23 protein-coding genes, 2 pseudogenes and 1 CRISPR repeat array are annotated in these 20,303 nt (G+C 68.8%); of the genes and pseudogenes, 12 read left to right on the forward strand and 13 right to left on the reverse strand.

The annotated features are described in order from the left end of the window. Positions 1–273: 273 nt before the first annotated feature. Positions 274–405 (forward strand): annotated as a pseudogene (locus K1T34_RS54875) (recombinase family protein); the annotation flags it as partial. Positions 406–420: 15 nt separating this feature from the next. Further along, positions 421–811: direct repeats of the CRISPR family, unit length 28 nt; unit sequence GGACCACCCCCGCTCGCGCGGGGACGAC. 190 nt (positions 812–1,001) lie between these two features. On the opposite strand, the gene K1T34_RS41130 reads toward K1T34_RS54875, so the two are convergent. Beyond that, positions 1,002–1,277: a hypothetical protein gene (locus K1T34_RS41130; RefSeq protein WP_220240080.1), complete on the reverse strand. Its 276-nt coding sequence runs from the start codon at positions 1,275–1,277 to the stop codon at positions 1,002–1,004. 76 nt (positions 1,278–1,353) lie between these two features. Between K1T34_RS41130 and K1T34_RS41135 the strand changes: the two genes are divergently transcribed. Then, positions 1,354–1,761, forward strand: a complete 408-nt coding sequence (locus tag K1T34_RS41135) for a hypothetical protein (RefSeq protein ID WP_220240081.1) — start codon at positions 1,354–1,356, stop codon at positions 1,759–1,761. Here the strand turns inward: K1T34_RS41135 and K1T34_RS41140 are convergent. Continuing rightward, entirely contained in the window at positions 1,731–2,168 is a 438-nt protein-coding gene (locus K1T34_RS41140; protein WP_220240082.1) for a pyridoxamine 5'-phosphate oxidase family protein, read from the reverse strand. The genes K1T34_RS41135 and K1T34_RS41140 overlap by 31 nt on opposite strands. 136 nt (positions 2,169–2,304) lie before the next feature. On the opposite strand from K1T34_RS41140, the gene K1T34_RS41145 reads away from it, so the two are divergent. Then, positions 2,305–2,535: a hypothetical protein gene (locus K1T34_RS41145; protein WP_220240083.1), complete on the forward strand. Its 231-nt coding sequence runs from the start codon at positions 2,305–2,307 to the stop codon at positions 2,533–2,535. Between the two features lie 199 nt (positions 2,536–2,734). Beyond that, complete coding sequence (locus K1T34_RS41150; protein ID WP_220240084.1) at positions 2,735–3,655, forward strand: ferritin-like domain-containing protein; 921 nt, start codon at positions 2,735–2,737, stop codon at positions 3,653–3,655. Here K1T34_RS41150 and K1T34_RS41155 read toward each other — a convergent pair. Further along, positions 3,652–3,831: a hypothetical protein gene (locus tag K1T34_RS41155; RefSeq protein WP_220240085.1), complete on the reverse strand. Its 180-nt coding sequence runs from the start codon at positions 3,829–3,831 to the stop codon at positions 3,652–3,654. The genes K1T34_RS41150 and K1T34_RS41155 overlap by 4 nt on opposite strands. Positions 3,832–3,951: 120 nt before the next feature. Here K1T34_RS41155 and K1T34_RS41160 point away from each other — a divergent pair, with 120 nt between their 5' ends. Continuing rightward, entirely contained in the window at positions 3,952–4,563 is a 612-nt protein-coding gene (locus K1T34_RS41160) for a helix-turn-helix domain-containing protein (RefSeq protein ID WP_220240086.1), read from the forward strand. A 59-nt stretch (positions 4,564–4,622) separates the two neighbouring features. Here K1T34_RS41160 and K1T34_RS41165 read toward each other — a convergent pair whose 3' ends face one another. Next, the gene (locus K1T34_RS41165) at positions 4,623–5,255 is read right to left on the reverse strand and encodes a T6SS immunity protein Tdi1 domain-containing protein (protein WP_220240087.1); all 633 of its coding nucleotides are present in this window, start codon (positions 5,253–5,255) and stop codon (positions 4,623–4,625) included. A 122-nt stretch (positions 5,256–5,377) separates the two neighbouring features. On the opposite strand from K1T34_RS41165, the gene K1T34_RS41170 reads away from it, so the two are divergent. Both K1T34_RS41170 and K1T34_RS41175 read left to right on the forward strand, forming a co-directional pair. Next, complete coding sequence (locus K1T34_RS41170; RefSeq protein ID WP_220240088.1) at positions 5,378–5,536, forward strand: hypothetical protein; 159 nt, start codon at positions 5,378–5,380, stop codon at positions 5,534–5,536. Positions 5,537–5,894: 358 nt separating this feature from the next. Continuing rightward, positions 5,895–6,533, forward strand: a complete 639-nt coding sequence (locus tag K1T34_RS41175; RefSeq protein WP_220240089.1) for a DUF5110 domain-containing protein — start codon at positions 5,895–5,897, stop codon at positions 6,531–6,533. 29 nt (positions 6,534–6,562) lie between these two features. On the opposite strand, the gene K1T34_RS41180 is transcribed toward K1T34_RS41175, so the two are convergent. From K1T34_RS41180 to K1T34_RS41195, 4 genes are all read right to left on the reverse strand, one after another. After that, on the reverse strand, positions 6,563–8,020 hold the full coding sequence (locus K1T34_RS41180; RefSeq protein ID WP_220240090.1) for a PP2C family protein-serine/threonine phosphatase: 1,458 nt from the start codon (positions 8,018–8,020) through the stop codon (positions 6,563–6,565). Next, positions 8,017–8,739, reverse strand: a complete 723-nt coding sequence (locus K1T34_RS41185) for a GAF and ANTAR domain-containing protein (RefSeq protein ID WP_220240091.1) — start codon at positions 8,737–8,739, stop codon at positions 8,017–8,019. The genes K1T34_RS41180 and K1T34_RS41185 overlap by 4 nt, the downstream gene beginning before the upstream one ends. Before the next feature lie 216 nt (positions 8,740–8,955). After that, positions 8,956–9,618 (reverse strand): HAD family hydrolase, encoded by a 663-nt coding sequence (locus K1T34_RS41190; RefSeq protein WP_255637935.1) that lies wholly within the window; start codon positions 9,616–9,618, stop codon positions 8,956–8,958. 9 nt (positions 9,619–9,627) lie between these two features. Beyond that, positions 9,628–10,005 (reverse strand): hypothetical protein, encoded by a 378-nt coding sequence (locus tag K1T34_RS41195; RefSeq protein ID WP_220240092.1) that lies wholly within the window; start codon positions 10,003–10,005, stop codon positions 9,628–9,630. Positions 10,006–10,166: 161 nt separating this feature from the next. Between K1T34_RS41195 and K1T34_RS53950 the strand changes: the two genes are divergently transcribed. The 3 genes and pseudogenes from K1T34_RS53950 (at position 10,167) to K1T34_RS41210 (ending at position 12,449) form a co-directional block, all read left to right on the forward strand. Then, positions 10,167–10,733, forward strand: coding sequence for a hypothetical protein (locus tag K1T34_RS53950; RefSeq protein ID WP_255637936.1), 567 nt, complete (start codon positions 10,167–10,169; stop codon positions 10,731–10,733). Positions 10,734–11,198: 465 nt separating this feature from the next. Beyond that, positions 11,199–11,536: pseudogene (locus tag K1T34_RS53955) on the forward strand (DDE-type integrase/transposase/recombinase); the annotation flags it as partial. A gap of 13 nt (positions 11,537–11,549) precedes the next feature. Then, complete coding sequence (locus tag K1T34_RS41210) at positions 11,550–12,449, forward strand: class I SAM-dependent methyltransferase (RefSeq protein WP_255637937.1); 900 nt, start codon at positions 11,550–11,552, stop codon at positions 12,447–12,449. Between the two features lie 61 nt (positions 12,450–12,510). Here the strand turns inward: K1T34_RS41210 and K1T34_RS41215 are convergent, their stop codons facing one another. The 5 genes from K1T34_RS41215 to K1T34_RS41235 all read right to left on the reverse strand — a co-directional run bounded on the left by K1T34_RS41215 (position 12,511) and on the right by K1T34_RS41235 (position 18,993). After that, positions 12,511–13,053 (reverse strand): nitrilase-related carbon-nitrogen hydrolase, encoded by a 543-nt coding sequence (locus K1T34_RS41215; RefSeq protein ID WP_220240093.1) that lies wholly within the window; start codon positions 13,051–13,053, stop codon positions 12,511–12,513. After that, positions 13,053–14,558, reverse strand: a complete 1,506-nt coding sequence (locus K1T34_RS41220) for an amidase (protein WP_220240094.1) — start codon at positions 14,556–14,558, stop codon at positions 13,053–13,055. The genes K1T34_RS41215 and K1T34_RS41220 overlap by 1 nt, the downstream gene beginning before the upstream one ends. Positions 14,559–14,578: 20 nt before the next feature. Continuing rightward, complete coding sequence (locus tag K1T34_RS41225) at positions 14,579–15,910, reverse strand: cytosine permease (protein ID WP_220240095.1); 1,332 nt, start codon at positions 15,908–15,910, stop codon at positions 14,579–14,581. 98 nt (positions 15,911–16,008) lie between these two features. Next, positions 16,009–16,803: a LamB/YcsF family protein gene (locus tag K1T34_RS41230; protein ID WP_220240096.1), complete on the reverse strand. Its 795-nt coding sequence runs from the start codon at positions 16,801–16,803 to the stop codon at positions 16,009–16,011. 18 nt (positions 16,804–16,821) lie between these two features. Then, positions 16,822–18,993 (reverse strand): amidase family protein, encoded by a 2,172-nt coding sequence (locus K1T34_RS41235; protein ID WP_220240097.1) that lies wholly within the window; start codon positions 18,991–18,993, stop codon positions 16,822–16,824. A gap of 422 nt (positions 18,994–19,415) precedes the next feature. Between K1T34_RS41235 and K1T34_RS41240 the strand changes: the two genes are divergently transcribed. After that, entirely contained in the window at positions 19,416–19,616 is a 201-nt protein-coding gene (locus K1T34_RS41240; protein ID WP_220240098.1) for a hypothetical protein, read from the forward strand. A gap of 36 nt (positions 19,617–19,652) precedes the next feature. Further along, entirely contained in the window at positions 19,653–20,285 is a 633-nt protein-coding gene (locus tag K1T34_RS41245) for a prepilin peptidase (RefSeq protein WP_220240099.1), read from the forward strand. The last annotated feature ends 18 nt before the right edge of the window (positions 20,286–20,303 follow it).

A 20,303-nucleotide genomic window follows, 5' to 3' on the forward strand; every position in this document is an offset into this window, starting at 1 on the left:
CCATCAAGGGCGCCTTCGGCGTCGCTGCGCGATGGCCGCACGCGTCCACCCTTGACACCGTCGAGCCGGCGCTAACGGAGGCGGGGACGAGGAGGACGGGGAGCCTGGGCGCGGCCGAGAGGGCGAGCGCGCGAATCAGGGCTGGGCCGTCGTGGGGCCGTCAGACGTCAAGATCGGTCCGGACGCGACCGGACGGGATGAGACACAAAACAGCAGGTCAGAGGCGGTTTACCAAGGAGCTTCCCGAGGTGGCCCCGACCGCCTGGATAGTTCATCGAGAAGGTCTCCGGGAAGCTGTCTTCGCGCCCGAAGCTGGATCTGATGCTGGACAAGCTCCGCGCCGGCGACGAGGTCGTGGTGACCCGGCTCAAGCGCATCGGCCGGTCCCAGCAGCACCTGCTCGAGCAGGTACTCGAGCTGGGACCACCCCCGCGCGGGGACGACTTTCAGCAGCAACTCCAGGTTGGACATGGCCACGGACCACCCCCGCTCGCGCGGGGACGACACCGGCACCAACTTCGGCGCCAACCTCGACGCCGGACCACCCCCGCTCGCGCGGGGACGACAAGCACCACCCGATCTCGGTCATCTGCGACGGCGGACCACCCCCGCTCGCGCGGGGACGACGACACCTGAGACACGCTCCAGTTGTCGAACCCGGGACCACCCCCGCTCGCGCGGGGACGACCCCGGCCGTACGAAGAACATCACCCGCGCCGAGGGACCACCCCCGCTCGCGCGGGGACGACCGACTTCGTCTGCTGGGACAGCGAGCGTTCGAACGGACCACCCCCGCTCGCGCGGGGACGACACTTCTTGACCTGCAAGTTTATCGGCCCGGTGCCCGGTTTTGCTTTACTTTGCTTCGGACCCTCTGCAGCATAGGGTCTATCCCGTGATCGGTGTTTCCGGCGGGTCGGTCAGCGGGCAGGGCACCACCGCACTCGTTGCCGAATCGCGATGGAAGCCACGCGGCGGGGCTGGTTGTGACGGCTCCGGGCTCAGTGGCCGTGGTGGTGAGGGTGGTGGTGCTCGCGCCAGGCGCCGCTGCCGGCGCTCGCTGCTGATTTGGCCTGGGACCATTTCAGCTTCGCCAGCTCGGCCGGCGTGAGCTCGACGCGGCGAGCCCAGTGCCGCCCCGAAACGACGACGGCGGTCCCGAACGCCGCCAGTCCCGCCATCCCCAGCACGGCACTCGCTCCGATGAGCGACACCGCGGCGATCAGCAGCCCCCGGTGCACGTCCTCACGCGCGGGGTCGGTTTGGTGGTTGTTCATGGGTGGCCTCCCTCCTGTCCGGGCACACGCTCGCGGCCTGGCCGCTCGCGCACATCGCCCGGCGAAGGTGAAGCGCGTGGTCGTCGCAGCGAATTACTCAGCCGGGTTGCCTTGCGTTTACAGCACGCAGTCTTTTGCCGACGACCACAAACTGATCGCTCCGCCGACGGTGCCTGTACCCGGCGCGATCGCGGACCCGGACACGCGGATCGAAATCAAACAGGAGAGCACCGGTCCGGTCGTCACGTACCGGCGCTGGTTCCGCCGTGAAGCCGTGCGCACCCTGATACCTGGCGACGTTCGAACCCTGCTTGCCCGGGTCTACGAGAGGGCCTGCCGATCGACCAGTACGAGATCGCAGCTCTGCACACTCTTCCGAATCGGGGTGCCGCATGAGCGGGTGGGCGAACTCCTCACCAGCCGGACTGAGGGTTCCCGGCACGGACGAGAGATCTATTCCTGCCGTCCGAGTCCGCAGGGCTGAGTGGCGCCGGCGTCGGACACGTGGAACATTCGCCCGTTGATGACTTCTATCGGGATCCGCACGAAGTGTGAACGTTCTCCACCGGGCCATGGCCGGTGGCGGGGCTCGGCCAGCGCCACCAGTTCGTCGATTTCGGTGATCGGATTCGCCTTGCCAAGCACGACAACACTCCATCCGGTGCGGGTGGCGAGGTCGATGCTGTCGACCTCGAACGCGACCACTTCGTCGCGGAGCTTGGCAACCGACCCGGTGCGGCTGCTCCGGACGATGATGTTTCCCTCGTGCACGGAGAAGTTGACCGGCCGGATGGCAGGCAACGCGTTCTCGGTAAACACCAGCCTGCCCACAGGCTGGGTCGACAGCAGGTCGATGCATTCCCGCGTGGTCAAAGGGCGCAACTCGGTCATCGTTGATCCCGGTAGTCGGCGGAAAAGTGAGTTCACCGTCGAGTGTGCGCGGCTGCAGGCAGCGGGGTCAGGGCAAGAAGTCCCTGACTCTCGGGACAGTCGGCCAGCATCGGGCCCGCTGCTGCGGTATCCAGCCGTGCACCTCGCTCGTGGCACCGGCGTGTACGTCGGCCGCGGCCCGATCCGACCCCGCAACGCCAAGTTCCTCGTGTTCAAGCCGAAGAACATGGGCCCCGTCCGCGCCGGCGGCTGCGGCTCCCGCGGCGGCTACGTGTTCGCGAAGCAGGTCAAAGGCGTGCCCCCGAACCCGTTCCTGCTCCGCGCCCTCGAAGCGAACTCACCCTGGCCCGTCCGCCGCCTCATGTGAGAGCGGGTTGCAGCGGTGACCTGCAAATTCGGGGCTGGTGGGCGGGGTTGTGGCTGCGCCCCGGCGGGGCGACGCTGGAGGCATGAGCGCACGTCGCCGGCGGTGCCTCGCCTGCGGGGCTCCGGTGCCGCGGGGCGCTTCCCCGCGGAGGCGCCACTGCCTCTGCTGACCGTCACCATCGAGCAGCACAGGAGTTGGGATGTCTGAGGACCGCTTCATCGACGACGCCGTCAAACGCAGCGCCGAAACAGCCGAAGATCGCGACAAGCTCACCGGCATGGTCGCCCAAGCTGCGGCCGGCACGCCGACGGCCACAACAGAACAAGACGGACCGAGCGACGCTTCGATCCTGAACTTTGCGCTCAACCTGGAGTACCTAGAGGCCGAATTCTACGTTCGTGGCGCAACTGGTCAGGGACTGCCGGATGACATGGTGGGCGGGACGGGGAAGCCCGGTCAGGTCTCCGGTGGACGTCAGGTCGAGTTCCGTAGTGCTGTGGTCAAGAACATCGCCCGCGAGATCGCCATGGACGAACGAGCCCACGTCGCGTTCCTCCGCAACGCACTCGGCGACGCGGCCGTCGCGCGCCCGCAGATCTCCCTTGACCACAGCTTTACCGCAGCCGCGACTGCGGCCGGATTGATCAAGCCCGGCGAGATCTTCGACGCCTATGCCGGCGACCGCAACTTCCTCTTCGCCGCCTTCCTCTTCGAAGACGTCGGAGTCACAGCCTTCAAAGGCGCGGCACCGTTCATCTCCAACAAGACTTACCTGGATGCAGCAGCAGGCCTGCTGGCGACCGAGGCCTACCACGCCGGGATCGTGCGGGCCACGCTCTTCGCTGAAGGGCTCGCGGATGACTCGGTGTTCGATGTCCTGCACAAGATCTCCGCGGTTCGCAACGCGGTCAGCGGCCCCGCCGATGACGATCAGGATCTCGGCACCAAGGACGAGGCCAACCTGGTTCCCACCGATGAGTACGGTCGCGCATTCGGCAGGAGCGCCGCGGAGATCCTCAACATCGTTTACCTTGACCCGCAAGGGGTCTCCTCCGGCGGCTTCTACCCGGATGGACTCAATGGAGACATCGTTCAAGGCGCGGCACCGACCGCCAGCTAGTTTCCGCCTCCGCCATTCATCGCAAGTGCAGGCCCATCGCCGTCCTCGGACGGCAGCATCGACTCGACGTCCTCCACAGCCAGTTGGAAGAACTGCACCAGTTCATCTCGGCCGACCTCGGCCGGCCAGGACTCCAGCTCACCGATCTCGCTCGCGGAGAAGAACTGCGTCGCCACCAGACACCGCCAACCCGTGCACCAACTCGACGATCGAGATCATCTCGGGCGGCACTCGACATCAGCTCTCGGGGTGTCGTCAGCGCTGGTCAGTGGCTATTCCGTTGGATATTCCGCGAGATGTCCGGGAACCCCGAGTACGACCGGGAGATGATCGTCGAGGGCACGATGGACGGTCTGGCCGCCGCCCGGGCCCGCGGCCGCGTCGGTGGCCGGCCCCCGGCGCTGACGCAGCGGCAGCTGGATCAGGCGCAGCGGATGTATGACGCGGGGGAGCACACCGTCGCCGAGATCGCCGAGATCTTCCGCGTCGGGCGCACCACCCTCTACCGGCAGTTGCACGCCTACAAGGACGGCGGCGACTGCGCGTTGGTCGTCTACCGCAATACCCGTACCCGCAAGATCGACGCTGACACCAGCCGCCGCTATGGCGAGACCGGCGCCGGCGAGAAGGTGCAGCTGGAGGACCGTAAGTGGTTCCCGATCGCCCCGGCCCGCTGGCCGCGGCTGCAGGCGGTCGTCTACGTCGTCGACGGCGTCGTCGCCCGCATCCGCGGCGTCGAGGCGGACCTGTCGAAGTGGGACACCGACGACCGCGGCTACGCCGACGTGCCGGTCACCAAGCCGCTCACCGAGCTGCAGATCGCCAAGCGTCTCCCGACACTGGGCATCGCGCTCGGCGACCACCGCCCCCACCTCCGCGGCAAGATCCGCGAATACGTGCCTCTGTAGCCACGTCGGGCTCCCACACGGGCTGGCCGGGCACTCCGAGCAGCCCTCGCAACGCTGGGCTAACGGTTCGTGACCTCGTTGATCGCGGTCCCCGGCGGCAGACTCAGCGCGCCACGTCGCAGCTGGCCACAGATCGACCAGTAGACCTCCAGGTCGCTGACCTCAAGGTTCTCGATCATGTCCTGGCCGCCGAGGAACATCGGGACTCGGTAGCCCACGCACTGGTCGCGGCGCAGCGGCACAGAGTCGCTGGTGACGGCTGACCACGAGTCGAAGAATCCTGTCGCTAATGCGGCGTCTGCGTACTCGACAAGTTCTTCGTCGTGGAATGCCGCGAACGGCAGCGGGATCTCCAGAGCCTCGCCCGTTCCCGGCTCGAGTAGGAGGACCTGCGGCTGCCCATCCACGGTGCGGCCGGAGTCGACGGCGAACTGCCGCCCGAGCCAGTCGTAGCCGAACGGGCAGACGCGAGTCGCATACTCGGAGAACGCCTCCGCGATCAGCGTCAACGCCTGCGTGCCAGACGTGTGGTCGTGGACCCGGTACAGTCCGCCTCCGAAGGTCGCTCCGGCGAACTCCGAAGCGAAGTCGAGGTAGCCCTCGACGCCGACGAGCCGTTCGTGCTGCCACGTCGAGCCAGCCGGAACCGCGTCCCGGAGCGGGGCGTACTCGGCGCGGAAACGTTGGAACATCCGAAGTCCTCTCACCAGATCATCACTGATATCACGAATGTGCCTGGCTTGAGGCCTCGGAGCTGCCACATGATCTGCGACCCGAGACTCCGGTTTACCGAACTCAAAGCCCTCTCACCAACATGACCCGCGAGGCACTGCGGACCTGGGAGACCATGCAGGAGACGGCCGGGGCGTCAGCGGACACGCGCAAGGCCCGCCTCAGCGCGGTCGCCGCGTGGTCGCCGCGTGGTGCCGGGGCGCGCCTCGGAGTGGGGATCGCTGGTGGACGCCGTCCGTAGCCGAGCCGCATGGACCAGACCATGCAAAACCCCCGATAACGCGACATTGGCGCGGACACGGCAGGCATTACAGATCGGACCTGCGGAAACGCTGATCAGCCGCCTGTGTCTCGCGGACGATCGTTTTAGAGACTCATATGCACAGGCGCGGTGAGGCGACTGCTTCCGAAGCGAGATGTTCAACTGCTTCGATCGGTCGGGTCGCGAGTAGGTGTCGGAGGCAGCCCTCAGTGACTGGTGAAGCCTTGCGTGCCGCGGGGCCGGCGCAGTCTGACTGCCCTCGGCCCGGTTCGCGCCAGGTGACGCGGCGAGCCGATCCAGGTAGGAGGCGAGGGTTCCCGGACGCACCGGTGGCACGGTGATCGGCAGCCGCCGCAGCGTGGCCGGTGCCCAATTCGCGCGGCTCCACTACGGGCCGGACGTGCTGGTGGCTCCCGCGACGAGCCCGGGTACCACCGCCACCACGAGCGTGTGGTTCCCGCCCGGCAGCGACTGGACGGACTACTTCACGGGCAAGACCTATCGGGGCGGGACCACGGCGCAGATCACCACGGGCTGGGACACCATGCCGGTGTTCCTGCGCTCGGGCGGCATCATGGTCACCCGCAGCGGCGACGTCACCGGCGATGAGGGCCACCCGCTCACGGCCGCGACGGTCACCGTGGCCGGCGGCCACCGGGGCGCGTTCACCCTCTACGAGGACGACGGGCAGTCGGCCTCGGCGAAGGGCGCCACCACCGGCATGACCTACACCGAGGACGCCCACTCGGCGACACTCGCAATCGACGCCCCACACGGGTCGTACCGCGGGCGGCCGACGCAGCGCACCTGGACCGTGCGGTTCACCGACGCCAAGGCACCGTCGGCGATGCTCATCAACGGTCACCGCAGCCCGGAGAACACGTGGACCTGGGACCCGGCGACGAAGACCGTGATCGTGCGGACGCCGGCGCAGCCGGTCACGCGGCCGCTCACCGTGCGGTTGCTGAACTCGTAACCGCGTCCGCCCTTCGCCCGGCAGGAGCGTCACCTTTTCGGATCGATGTCGTGAGGGTTGGTCCACCGCGCGAGCAGGACGGTGGCGTCGTCCTGCAAAGAGCCGTCGTGGTGGGCGAGCACGGCCTGGATCAGCCGCCGCACGGTCTCCGGTGGCGGGTACCCGGTTGACGCCTCGCGGCGCAGGAAGTCGGCCAGTCGCGCCTCTCCGAAGAACTCGCCTTCGCTGTTGCGGGCCTCGGTGATGCCGTCGGTGTAGAGGACCAGCCAGTCGTCGGGCTGCAGTCGTTCCTCACCGACCACCAGCTCGCCGGAGCCCAGCCCCAGCGCGGCCCGCCTCCCGTCGGTCAGCTGTTTCACGACTTTGCCGCCGCGCATCAGCAGGGGCTCAGGGTGGCCGGCGTTGATGTATCGCATCCGCCCGGTCGCGAGGTCGATCTCGGCGAGCACGGCCGTGGCGAAGGAGGCGTTGCCGAACGCCGCGCCGATCGTCTCGTCGATCTGCCGGGCCTGTTCGAAGAGCCCGTAGCCGGCGCGGCGGGCGCTGCGGTGGGTGGCCAGTGCGGTGGCGGCGATGTGGCCGCTGCGCAGGTCGTGCCCGACGGCGTCGACGATGAACAGCACGGCGGTGGTGTCCGAGAGCGAGTAGTCGAAGGCGTCCCCGGCGACGGCGTGCCGTGGTTCGAGCACGCCGGTGACGACGAAACCGTCGACACCGGCGGTCAGGGGCGGGAGCAGGGACCAGATCAGCTCGCCGGGGATCGTGCGGTCCCTGCGGCGACGCACGGCGTCGAGGCCGTCGCCGTACTGCGTCATCAGCACGACGAGGTGCCCGACGAGCAGGGCGGTCCACCGGCATTGAGCACGCAGGCCAGGGTCCTCGAGCGTGTCGTCGTCGGCCACGTCGGCTCGCAGGACGCCGATCCGCTCGGCGCCGTCGACGAGCGGCACCCACAGGCACGGCCGGCCGGCCGAATCCGCGGGCAGCATCTCGAGGCTGCGGAAGGCTCGCCCGGCCAGCGTGCTGTCGATCGGCAACGGTGGCCCGGGATCCGCGGCGGCGGATACCGGGTGCAGGAACTGCTGGGCGTAGTCGGCGAGGTAGGCGCTGAGTCCGATCCCGATCAGCCTGCCCGCGGCCTCGATGAGGCGGGGGAGCCGTTCGGGCGGCGCCAGCTCCGCGCCTTCGAGCAGGTGCACGAGGGCGGCCAGCGAGTCGTCGTGCGGCCTGCGGGGGCGGAGCGCGCGGCTGTAGGGGGCGCGGCGGGTCCAGGCGATCTCGTCGAGGCACTCGTTGACCGCGTGGGCCAGCAGGTCGCATTGGTGTCGTGGCAGTCCGACGAGACCGTCGAGGTACGCCTCGACCTCCACCAGGTCGCGGCTGCCGCCGAGAGCGAAGTACCGCGTCCAGAGCTGTTCCGGCGTCAGGTCGGCGTGCCGGCGGGCGAGGACGATCTCGCGACGCTGCGCGCCGTCGGCCACGCTCATCGGCGTGGCCGAACGGTTGCGCGCAGCATTGCCTCGGCGTTTTCCCGCAACGGTTTGCGGGCTCGCGAGGCCTCGTCCGCCAGCACGAGAAACGCCATCTCCTCGGAGACGTGGTCGCGGCCCATCACGACTCCCTTGGCCATGCTGACGATGTCCCGGGCACGCAGCGCCGATCGCAGCTCGGTGCTGAGTCGTGCGGCGGCTTCGGCAGACCTCACATTCGCCACCAGCACCGCGGCCTGTGACGCGAACATCGTGAGCAGCGTCCGGTCCCGCTCGTCGAACGCGTGCGGCCGGTCGGCGTACACCTTCACGGCGCCGAGGCTGCGGCAGCCCGTGACCATCGGAGCGCTCAGCACGGATCGCAGGCCGAGTCGCGCGGCCGACGCCGCCCACTCCGGCCAGCGGTCGTCGTCGTGCAGGTCGCCGACGTCGATCACCGAACTCTCCTGCCACGCCGTCAGACACGGCCCGGCCCGGAGCTCGTACTGCAGCCGGTCCGCTCGTTCGACCTCTTCGCCGGTGGCCGCCCAGGTCACCGGCGCGCCCTGGCCGCCGGCGGCTGTCACCGCCGACCCGAGCGCCGAGGGGAACACCTCCCTCGCGGTCGCGGTGATCAGCTTCAGCAGCGACTGCACCGTTTCGGCGGTGAGCAGCAGGCCGGACAGTCGGGCGAACACGGCGGCGAGCTCGTCGGCCAAGGGCAGCTCGGGTTCCATCGAGTCCTTCTTCCCCGCAATGCGGCGTTGCAGGGGCGGCTACCCGGCTGGGGTCGGGTCCAATCGGCGCGCTGCGGCGACAATCCGAGCCAGGTCATCGCCAGAGGTGGCTCGCCGATCGGCGTGCTGTGTCGCCTGGCTACCTTCGCGGCCTCCCGGGGCGGACGCCTTTGGCCGTGCGGCGAATCCGGCCGACGGTCCGGGCGACGGCCGGGGTCAGGCGAGTGGGTGTCGTCGAGTGCGTCCAGGAGGTCGCCAGGGGTGTCGTAGATGGCGACGGCGCCGGCTTCCCTCAGCTCGTCGTCCCCGAAGCCGCCGGGGCGCACGACGATCGCCGGCATCCCCGCGTTTTCGCCGCCTCGACGTCCCACACCGAGTCGCCCACAATGACGCTGGGCGCGTCGGGCGGCGCGCCCAGCTTTTCAGCGCCACCTGCAGCAGGTCCGGCGCCGGTTTGGAGGCCTCGACGTCGGCGCTGGCGGTCCAGTCTTCGGCGATGTCGCGGGCGTGCAGCTTGTCCAGGTAGACGTCCACGTGGCGCTGCTGACCGGAGCTGGCCAGCACCAGCCGGTGCCCGCGTTTCCTGATCGCCACGAGCAGGCCGTGGGCACCGGGCAGCGGCGCCATCTCCTCGAGCAGGGCGTCGGCCTCCTTGCCCTGCTGCTCTCGGAGCTGGTCGCCCACGCGGTGCTCGAGGTCCTCGCCTCCGAGAGCCGTGGGCTGCTTGTCCCCGCCCATGCCTATCAGCCGGTGCAGCCGCCACACCGGGTAGGTCTCGCCCACCGACCGCAGTGCCCGGTACCAGGCGAGCGCGTGCTGGTAGTTGGAGTCGACGAGCGTCCCGTCGATGTCGAGGACGGCGATGGTGGAGTCGGTCACGGTCGGCGGCTACCCGTCATCCCGGTTTTTCAACCCCGCAGTCTCGGCTTCTCGTTCCTTCGGTTGCGGCCACCGTTCGCCAGATCCGACTGTGAGGGTCGGCCAGCTGTTCGTCCGGCGTCGGCGGTCGGAGATCGCCTCGTCGCGCACGCGGCCGCTTTCCGCGCCGATGTCACCGACCTGGCCGGCGAGCTCGACGTGGTCGGCCACGAGGTGGCGCCGGGTCGCGGCGAGCGGTTCGAGCAGTGCCGCCGCGTCGTTTGCGGCCAGGGCTCGCGCGACACCCGCAGCGACTCGCCGGCCCGGGGCGGACATGCCTTCGGCCCCGGTGATGTGTGCGGCGAGCTGACGCAGAACCGCGGCGTTGCGCCGCGCCCATTCCGACACCGTGCGGTCGCCGGCTCGGCGGTCGCGCTGGGCGTCGACGCAGCCCTCGCCTGTGGCCTCGCCGGTGGAGGAGGGCCGCAGCCGCAGGTAGCGTCGCTCGGCTGCCTGCCGGCTCGTGACGCCGAGCGACGGCGCCGGGGCCGCCGTCCACGAACGCGATCGTGCTGTTGAAGAAGGACCACAAGACGGTGGAAGGCTTGTTCAGGCAGTTCGAGAAGGCGGGCGAGAAAGCGTACAAGGTGAAGCGCCGGTTGTCGTTCACCGCCACGACGGTGAACGACCCGGTGCGGGACCTGTCCACGTCATCGACGGACGCCGGCGGGTTCGTGACCAAGGAACAGTTCGACGCGCTCGGGCGGCTCACCTCGGTCTTGAAGCCGGGAATCTCGGCGCCGTCGTTGAAGTACACCTACTCCATCTCGAACAGCGCCCCGTCCGTTGTGGACACCTACACGCTGAACTTCAACGGCACCTACCGGCTTTCGGAGACTCTCTACGACGCGATGCTGCGATCGAGGGAGGTCCAGAACCAGACGCCGGACAACGGCCGGGACATCACCGACACGATCTACAACACCGACGGCTGGGTCTCCGAGACCACCAACCCCTACTTCAACTCCGACGCAGTCTCGCCGACCTACGTCCAGGCCCCGGCGGGCGACCCACCGTCGCCTTCCGGACCGCCGGCCGCAGGGCAGCCGGCCGGTGAAACCCTTGGGGCCGGGTAGCGGCAGGCTGGCATGTTTTGCCTGAAGGGTACGAGCTGGTCTCATATGCGCAGCGCGTTCTCCCGCAAGCGCCTGTGCTGGTCTCAGACATGATTCGCGCCATCAGATCGTCGCTTTTAAACAAAGGACCGGACGTTGTCCTATGCGAACAGTCTGGTCCTCATGGCTGGTCCAGCCCACTGCAACTGCGTACGGTTCAATGCTGATATCGCCACTCAGTGACCAGCGACCGGTTCCGAGCGCGTGGCCTGGGAACCTGCTTTGTGGCCTGGCGCTCGGTAGAGCGCCAGGCCACAAGCTTATTTTGAGGGTTCTAACTCTCTTCCCGAAGGCGTTGGGTCGTGGGCGCCCAACGAGATCGGACGCGTCGCGTGCCTTGCTCCGAGTCGTCGTTGAAATCACGGTCCTGCTCCAGGTTTGCTCCAGATCAACTAGTGTCGTGCAAGGTCGGCGCCCGGGCCAACCGGTTACGGCTGTCTGCACAACGCCGTTGACGACCACTCCCGCCTGGCCCCCACCGAGATCCTGCCCGACGAGACCCAGGAAACGCCGCCGCGTTCTGGGGCCGAGCGCAGGAGTTTCTCGCCGGTGCCTGGATCACCGTCCTGCGGGTATTGACCGACAACGGATCCTGCTACCGCTCACGCCTCTGGTGCGACACGCTGCCCTACCGGTCCGAGGCCGAAAGCCGCGCCGCACTGACACACTGGTTACACACCTACAACCACCACCGCGGCCACACCGCACTTGCGGGCCTACCAACCGGTGGCTGCGTTCCTAACCTCTCAGGGCAGTACGACTAGTAAGGAGACAGGGGTGCCTCTCGACTCGACCGGCAAGATCTCCTTCGACCACATCTACGCCGAGCCCGATCCGCGTGCCTTCTACGGCACGCTGGGCCGGGTCGGCTACCTCATTCCACAACTGGCCAAGCCCTACTTCAGCAAGCTGATCGAGGAATACCGTGCCGAACGCGGCGTCGCGGAACCGACCGTGCTCGACGTCGGCTGCTCGTATGGTGTCAACGCGGTCTTGCAACGGTGCGACGTGACGATGGACCAGCTCTACGACTACTACACGGGCCCGGATGTGCTCGCCCTCGACCACGAAGCATTGCTCGCGGCCGACCGTGGCTGGGTCCGCTCGCATGCGGGTACCGAACACATCCGTTTCATCGGTCTCGACAACTCGGGTCCGGCGCTGGCCTATGCGCAGTCGGCCGGGTTCATCGACGCCGCGATCCATGCGGATCTTGAGCAGGACGATCCGACGCCGGAGCAACAGGACCTGCTGGCCGGGGTCGACCTCGTGATCTCGACCGGCTGCGTCGGGTACGTCACGGACAAGACCATCGCCCGGGTCGCGCACGGGTCGCGGCCGTGGATGGCGCATTTTGTGCTGCGGATGTTCTCCTACGACCCGGTCGCGGCAAGCCTGGCCGAGCTGGGCTACCAGAGCGTCGGCGTCGACGGTGTGTTCCGGCAGCGGAGGTTCGCCTCGGCGGAGGAGCAGACCCAGATCCTGGAGAAGCTCTCGAGCGCGGGTATGGACCCGGAGGGCCTGGAGACCGACGGCTGGCTGTACGCCCAGCTGTACATCTCCCGGCCGGCCGGCGCGGCCACGGAGCTCGCCACCGTGATGAACGCCGTGTCGCCTGGTTCAGCCACCAGTCTCGCAAAGTTGGCGGATCCGCCACCGATCGGCGAATGCCACTGAGAATCCGGCATCGCGGCGACCTTCGGGTCGGACATTCAAGATGATCCCACTCGCCCGTCGATCATCGGTAGGCGGCCTCGCGGGCGGCCATTTCGGGCAGCATCCCGTCGTGGCAGATGATCAGGGCCAGCCGCGAACCTGCCGGTCCGTCGCACACGGGGACGCCGAGATCGCCGGGCTGCCAGGGTTCGGCGGGCACCCAGGGGTGCATCTTGCGGTAGTAGAGCTTGATCTCCCCGGAGGCGTCGACAATGATCCCGCTGTTCCATGGGGCACCGCCGGGGTTTCGCTCCATCAGCGAGAAACAGCCCCACACGCCGGCTTCGGCGCAGGCCTTGGCCTGCTGTGTGATCTCAGGGCCGTCGAGATCACACAGCAGGCGATCGTCCAGCCAGGTGCCGGGGTCGAGCCCGTTGAGGCTGTACTCGGGGAAAACGAGCAGATCCAGCGACGGCATGGCCTTCTTGGCTTTCCGCAGTTGCGCGGCCAAGCGTTCCGCCGTCGCGGTCAGGTCGGCGGGTTCGCTGATGACCGGCACCCGCGCCTGGACCAGGCCGAGAACCAGGGCACCCGGGGAAGGGTTGAGTCCGTCCAGGCCGGTCATCACGCCTCCCCGGTTTCCGACGTGGCCACGACGCAAGCCGGCCACGAGCTCGCCCACGGTGCCGCGGCTTCGAACGCGGCGGAGGCGGCGAGCACGCTCGTGTCGGCCAGGTGACGGCCGACGATCTGCAGCCCGACCGGGAGGCCGTGCTCGGTGAATCCGGCCGGGATGGAAGCCGCCGGCTGCCCGGTCATGTTGAACGGGTTGAGGAATCCCAGCCAGGACCCGGGGCTGGTCAGCCGGCCGTCGATCAGGTCGGGCCCTTGGAACCCGATGGGGAACGCCGGCACCGCGAGGGTGGGAGTCAGCAGGAGGTCGTAGTCGCTCATGAACCGCCACATCTGGTTGACCAGCCGCTTGCGGGCCGTCTGGGCGCGGGCGAAGTCTTCCGCGGTCCAGGGCCGCACCACGAGCTCGACCAGGTGCGGGGACATCCGCGCACCGTGTTCGGCGACCATGGCGCGCATTCCGTCGAGGTCGGTGTCGTTGAGCACCATCGCCCAGAAGTGCGCCTGCGGGTCGGTGAAGCCGGGATCGACTTCTTCCACCGCGCACCCGAGCCGGTCGGCGAAAACCCGGGCAGCGGCGTCGACCACGCGCCGGACTTCGGGGTCGACGGGGAGGTAGCCGAAGTCGGGCGCGTAGGCGACGCGCAGACCCGTGAGGTCCGGGTTCACCGTGGTCGCGAGCCAGTCGACGTCCGCGGTCGGGATCGAGTGCCGGTCGCGGGGATCCGGACCGGCGATGACCGACATCAGCAAAGCGGCGTCGTCGACGGTGCGGGTCATCGGTCCGATGTGTTCCAGCGTCTCCCAGCTGGACATGCCGGGGTAGCGCTCGTCGCGGCATCCCGGGTAGAGCGGTACGCGGCCCATGGAGGCTTTCAGCCCGTAGATGCCGCACAACGACGCCGGGATCCGGACCGAACCGCCGCCGTCGGAGCCGAGCGCGAGCGGAGCCATGCCGGTGGCGACGGCGACACCGGATCCGGCCGACGAGCCACCGGGCGTGCGGGTGGGATCCCACGGGTTGCGTGCGGTGGGGGACACGGGGTTCTGCGCGACGGCGCTGAAGCCGAGTTCGGGGACGGTCGTCTTGCCGAGGATCACGGCGTCGGCCGCGCGCAGGCGTTCGACCACGATGTCGTCCTCGTCCGGGACGAAGGTGGCGTAGGCGGGTGAGCCCGATCGCGTGGTGATGCCTCGCGTGGCGATCAGGTCCTTGACCGCCACCGGCACTCCGGCCAGCACGCCGACCTCGTCGCCGCGAGCGAGTGCGGCGTCGATCTCGGCGGCCCGGGTGCGTGCCTCGGCCGCGGTGAGTTCGACGAACGCGTGCAGGTCGTCGTCGAGGGCCTGCACCCGATCGAGGGCGGCTGCGGTCACTTCGGCCGCGGACACTTCGCGGTCTCGGATCAGCCGGGCGAGGGCCGTGGCCGGGAGCCCGGTGAGTTCGGTTCCGTTCCGGCCGGTGGCGTGCGCGGGTGAAGGGGGAACGAGAGTCATGTGGGCTTCTTTCGGGACGTTCAGACGCCGGGTTCGGTGGCCGGTGCGCGTTCGGTGCTCGGGGCCGCCGACGGGGCCAGGGCTTCGATGACCGCGTAGGCGATCGCGGTGACGACGATGCCGGCGCCGGCCTCGCACCAGGCGGGGACGTATTCGTGAACCGCGAAGGCACCGGCGGAGCCCAGCGCCCAGGCGATGAACGGTTCAGCGCGCACCGACCGGATCACCCGGTTCCGGTGGCGGCGGGCGATGAGCTGGTCGCAGATGAGGACCGCGCCGATGGGCGGGACGAAGATCCCCAGCAGGTTGAGCCAGGTCGAGAAGTAGCTCCACACGCCCGCCAGCGCGGCGACCAGTCCGATGACACCGAGGATGACGGTGAGCAGGCGCATCTTGGAGCCGGTCAGCTGACTCCAGCCGACAGCGCCGTTGTAGAGGCAGTGCGTGCACACGGAGCCGAGGTTCACGAAGACGAAGATCACCGCGAGGGTCGAAAGCAGTGGGCCGTGCGAGGTGAGAATGGGCAGGAAGTCGCCGCCGTCGGTGGCCGGGTTGGCGGCGGCGCCTGCCGCGACGATCAGGCCGCCCACGAGCAACGCGATGAAGTTCGCGACCGGGAACGCCGTGAACGCGGCTGCGACGGCTTCCTTGCCGGTACGGGACCAGCGGGTGAAGTCGGCCGTCATGGTGCCGGAGTCGGCGAAGCCGGCGATGACGATCGTGATGGCCGCGCCGACGCTGAGCACGGTGGCGTTGCTGCTGCTACCCGAGTACGAGGCGAACTCGCCCAGATGTCCGTCCTTCGCGGCGAACACGAGCGCGACGATGGCGAGGATGACGAAGAGCGGCGCGGCGATGATCCCGATGACGGTCAGCGCGCGGATGCCGATGAACGTGATGGCGATGTAGAGCACCCCGGCCAGGAGGATCATCGCCGTTTCGTTCCACCCCAGCGAGGTGTTGAGTGTTGCGCCGGTGAGTCCGGTTTGGAACGCGAACCAGCCGATCACCACTGTGGCGAGGAATCCCGCGGCGATCTTGGCGCCGGTCCGGCCGAAGGTCTCGGCGGCGGTGAGGGCGAAGTTCTTGCCCGAGTTGCCCGCGATGTAGGACAGGCAGCCGACGTAAGCGAGCAGCACGAGGTTGCCGACGACGATCGCCAGCATGCCCTTCCAGAAACCCAGTCCGTAGACGATGGTGCCGCCGAAGACGGCGTTGGTCAGAACCATCGGGAACCCGAACCAGACCGCGGACACCGAGGCGAGGCTGCGCCGGTGAGTGCGGGGGACGGGTTCGTGCTCGAACTCCGATTCGAGGTGGTGTTCGGACGCGCTGGGGGCGTTGGTTGTCATGGCAAAGCCTCACTCCTGGTGGGGACCGGTGGACGCACGCGGCGATGAGGGGCGCGAAACGTCGTTGTGCCGCGGAGCCGAGTGGCGGTTCTGGTGGATCAGGACGCCGGCAGTGCCGGAGCCCTCAGCCCGGTGTCGTGTTCTGCCGGGGTCTGCTCGGGCGCGCGCGGCGAGAAGCCGGCCGTCGCCAGGTGTTGCCGAAGGACGCGCAGGTAGCGCGGCGCGTCGACGGTGTCGCTGTGCACACAGACGGTGCCGATCCCGCCGAGCGCGCTGAACTCGGGACCGGTCAGCGCGGCCAGGGTCCGGGCGGCCGCCTGCTCCGGGGTGCCGGGGTCCTCAGTGGATCGGCGGTACATCTGCACTTCGGTGCCCGCGTAGGGGCGGTCGGCGAAGTACTCGCCCACGAGTCGCAGGCCCGCGGCACCCGTGGCCTTGGCCAGCGCCGAGCCCGGCAGCGCGTACACGGCCAGGGAGCTGTCGAAGTCGAGCACCGCCTGGCACGTCGACGCGGCAAGGTCGGGGTCGCGGTTGGCCATCACGTACAGCGACCCGTGCAGCTTCAGGTGCCGCAACCGCGCGCCGGCCGCGCGCACGAACGCGTCGAGCGCTCCGAGCTGGGCCAGGCACAGGTCGTAGAGCTCTCCGGCGCTGGTCGGGATCTCGCGCCGCCCGAACCCCCACCGGTCGGGCAGCCCGACATGTGCCCCCATCGCGACGTCGTGGTCCAGCGCGGCCCGGACGCTGCGGCGCATGGTGGCCGGGTCGCCGGCGTGGGCACCACAAGCGATGTTGGCTGAGGTGATCAGCGGCATCATCTCGGCGTCGGCACCGTAGCTGTACACCCCGTAGCTCTCGCCGAGGTCGCAATTGAGGTCCAGGAATCGTGTCATCGTCGTGTCCACCGGTGCTCAGGCCGGTGCCGAGGTCAGCAGGGGCGACGGCCGGCGCGGGCTGGTCGCGAGTTCCCAAGCGCGGGCGAACCGGAGCAGGGCCCGCTCGGCCAGTGGTTTGCCCAGCACTTCCAGCCCGACCGGGAGACCGGCGGGGGTGAACCCGCAGGGAATGCTCATGGCAGGCAGCGACGATTGGGAGGCGAGTACCGTGTTGGTCGGGAAATCCAGTGCGGTCCAGCGCTTCGCAGCGAGTGCCTCGCGGGTGGGTGGGGGCACTTGGACGGTGGGGTAGACCAGGAAATCGGTCCCCGAGCGAGCCATCAAGTCGACCAGCCGTCGGCGAAGCTCTTCCTGACGCAGCCGCCGGGCGTAGTACGCCGGGTCATCGGCCGGGTCGGCCGGGCCGGCCGCGATGTCGGGCAACAGGTCGGTGAGCTCGTGGAAGACGCCGCTGGCGTGGACCTGTTCGACCGAATGCACCGGCGCGTGCGGCCGGGCGGCGAGGAACGCGTCGATGTCGTGTTTCGAGACGGTGGTGTACAGCGACGTGGCCGCCACCCAGCCGGCCAGATCCAGCTCGCCGTCCCCGAGCTCGACGTCGTGGACCACGCGAACGCCCAGGCCCGCGAGGTGTTTGACCGCGGTCGCGACGACCTCGTTGGTCTCCCCGGATTCCGGCTGTGTGCCGAAGGCATCGGCGAGGACGCCGATGCTGAAGCCGGCGAGTGTCCCAGGTGTCACGTCGTCGAGAGCTTCTTGGTAGCGGCCGACTTCCGGGCTGCTCGCGGCGAGGGAGGTGTAGGCGTCGGCAGGGTCGTAACCGACGACGACGTCGAGTGTGGCGGCGAGATCGGGCACGGTGCGCGCCAACGGCCCCGGAGTGTCCTGGAAGTGGACCAGCGGCGAGAACCCGGTGCGCGGAATCAGGCCGGTAGTCACGCGCAGGCCGAACAGGTTCGTGAACGACGAGGGCAGCCGGATGGACCCGCCTGTGTCCTCGCCGATCCCGACCAGCGCGAGGTTCGCTGCGACGGCGGCGGCGGTGCCGGCGCTCGACCCGCCGGGTTCGCGGTCGAAGTCGTAGGGGTTCTTCGTGAAGCCGCTGCGAGAGGAGAAGGAGAACCAGCCTGCCGCGAAGTCGCACATCGTCGACTTGCCCAGGATCACCGCCCCGGCCGCCCTCAGGCGCGCGACCACCGTCGCGTCCTGTTCGGGCACGTAGTCGGCGAACAATCCGGACCCGAAGGAAGTCGCGATCCCGGCGGTTTCGGCTTGGTCCTTGAGCACGACCGGCACTCCGTGCAGTGGGCCGGTGAGCTCGCCCGTGGCGGCGTAGCGCTCGTCGAGTGCGGCGGCTTCGGCCACGGCGTGGGGGTTCAGCGTCACGTACGAGCCCAGTCGCGGGCCGTCCTGCGACTGGTCGATCGCCTCGATGCGGCCGAGGTACCACCGGGTCAGGTCCGCGCTGGTCGTGGCCCCCGCGGCGAGCGCGGCGTGGAACGATTCGATGGTGAGTTCGTCGTAGGTCATGGCCTGGTCCCCTTCGAGAGCTGTGCCGGCGGCGCTGGCGAGGGCTGTCACGACGGTGGTGGCGGTGTGTTCGAGGTGCTCGGCGGTCATCGCGAGCAGGGCCGGGAGGTCCTTGGTGGCGAACAGGTGCAGGATCTGCTGGTGCTGGCGGTGGGCCTCGGCGAAGTCCTCGACCGCGGTCGCGTAGATCGCCATCGACGGAGTGACCCGGTCCCAGATGTTCCGGATCAGGTCGAGCAGATGCGGGCTGTCCGAACAGCTGTAGAGCCGGTCGTGGAACCGGCGGTTCAAGCCACGCCAGACCACCGGGTCCAAGTTGGCGTCAGCCATCTCGTCGAGGATGGCACGCAGGTCCCGTAGGTCCTCCTCCGTGGCCTGCTCCGCGGCCCATTGGGTCGCGAGACCTTCCAGCCGCTGGCGGATCTCGAAGATCTGCCGGACCTCATCGGTGCTCAGGTTCGCCACCGTCACGCTGCGGCGCCCGAAGACCACCAGTCCCTCCACACCCAGCCGCTTGAGTGACTCGCGCGCGGGCATAGTGGACACTCCGAGCTCGTCGGCCAGAGTGCGCAGTGAGAGCCGGGTGCCAGGGGGATAGGTGCCGTCGAGGATGGCCTCGCGGATGCGCCCGTACACCTCGTCCGCGACGCTCGTCATCGCGATCTGGTCGCCGAGCCGGCCACCTGCTCGGTCGACTGCGCGCCGTCCACCGGTCGTCAATCCGGACCCCTCTCCGCCGTGCTCGAAAGCTTCGAGCCCGCTGTGATCTGAGATCACAATCGCTCCAGAGCGGCGATCGTGGGTTACAGGGAGGCCCGCCGTTTGTGAACTCTGCGGCGGACTTTCGTAACACCGCGCTGCGGAGGAAGACAGAAGGCGTTGACGGACCTGTTGGCAGGGGAGGACGACGGTACCCCCGTATCCGGGGCCGAATTGTTGGTCTACAACGGCGACGCGGAAGTCGTACGGACGGCTCTGGCCCGGCACGCTCGCCGCGAGGAGGCGTCCCTTTTCTGGATCCGCCCATCGGCTTCGCCGAAACTGGTCGGGCGAGTGGCCTGCCCACCTTCGACCCACTGGTGGGCCGACGCAGGGCGCTCGGCGTCGTCTCCGCCGAGCAGCGCGGGCAAGAACTCGAGTTCACGCTCTCGACCGGGGAACGCGCAGTCATCAGGTCGGCGGCCGGAGCTCAGCTGCAGGCGCTACAGGACTTCGACACGTGGACCACAACCCTTCCGGCCGACGTGATCGAAGACCTCGAGCACCTCGACCACGACTGAGCATCAAACCCGCAGGCACCGACGCGTGTCATCACCGTGGGCAACTTTTGGACAGCGACACTGGGAGCGCTCACGGGCGCCGCGCTCACGCCGATCGGAGTGCTGGTCGCGCGGAGCACGGCGCACACCGCGCTGCAACGCCGGCATGAAGTCGTGCTCACGGCAGTGACAGTGTGCGGCGGCGGTGCCTGCTCTTTGTGGCCTCCCGTGCTCTTCGTGCCGGCGGTCCTGTTGATCGTCCTACGTATTCCGGCCGCCACGGTCGATGCCGTGGAGCACCGGATCCCGAACCGGTTGAGCATGCCGCTGGCCGTCAGCATGCTCGTAGCGCTGACATGCTCCGATGATCCGTCAAGACTCCAGCGCGTGCTCGCCGGAGCAGCCGTGTGGAGCGGTCTGCTGCTCGCGACCTTCCTGGCGACCGGACAACCCGGCCCTGGCGACGTCAAGCTCGCTCCCGGCCCCGGCCCCGGCATGCTGGCGATCTGGCGGAGATGGTCGACGTTGGCCACGACGATCGTGGCCGCATACCTACTGGCAGCGCTGGTCGGACTCGCCGGGCTTGCTCGCCGCAAGCTCTCGCGGCGGGCCGGACGACTTCCGCTCGCGCCACCGATGGTAGCGGCGACAATCGGCATCGTCACCGTGTTCTCTTGCATCAGATCCTGAGTCCTCGGCCATGTCTGG

Source organism: Amycolatopsis sp. DSM 110486 (assembly GCF_019468465.1).
Lineage (GTDB): Bacteria > Actinomycetota > Actinomycetes > Mycobacteriales > Pseudonocardiaceae > Amycolatopsis.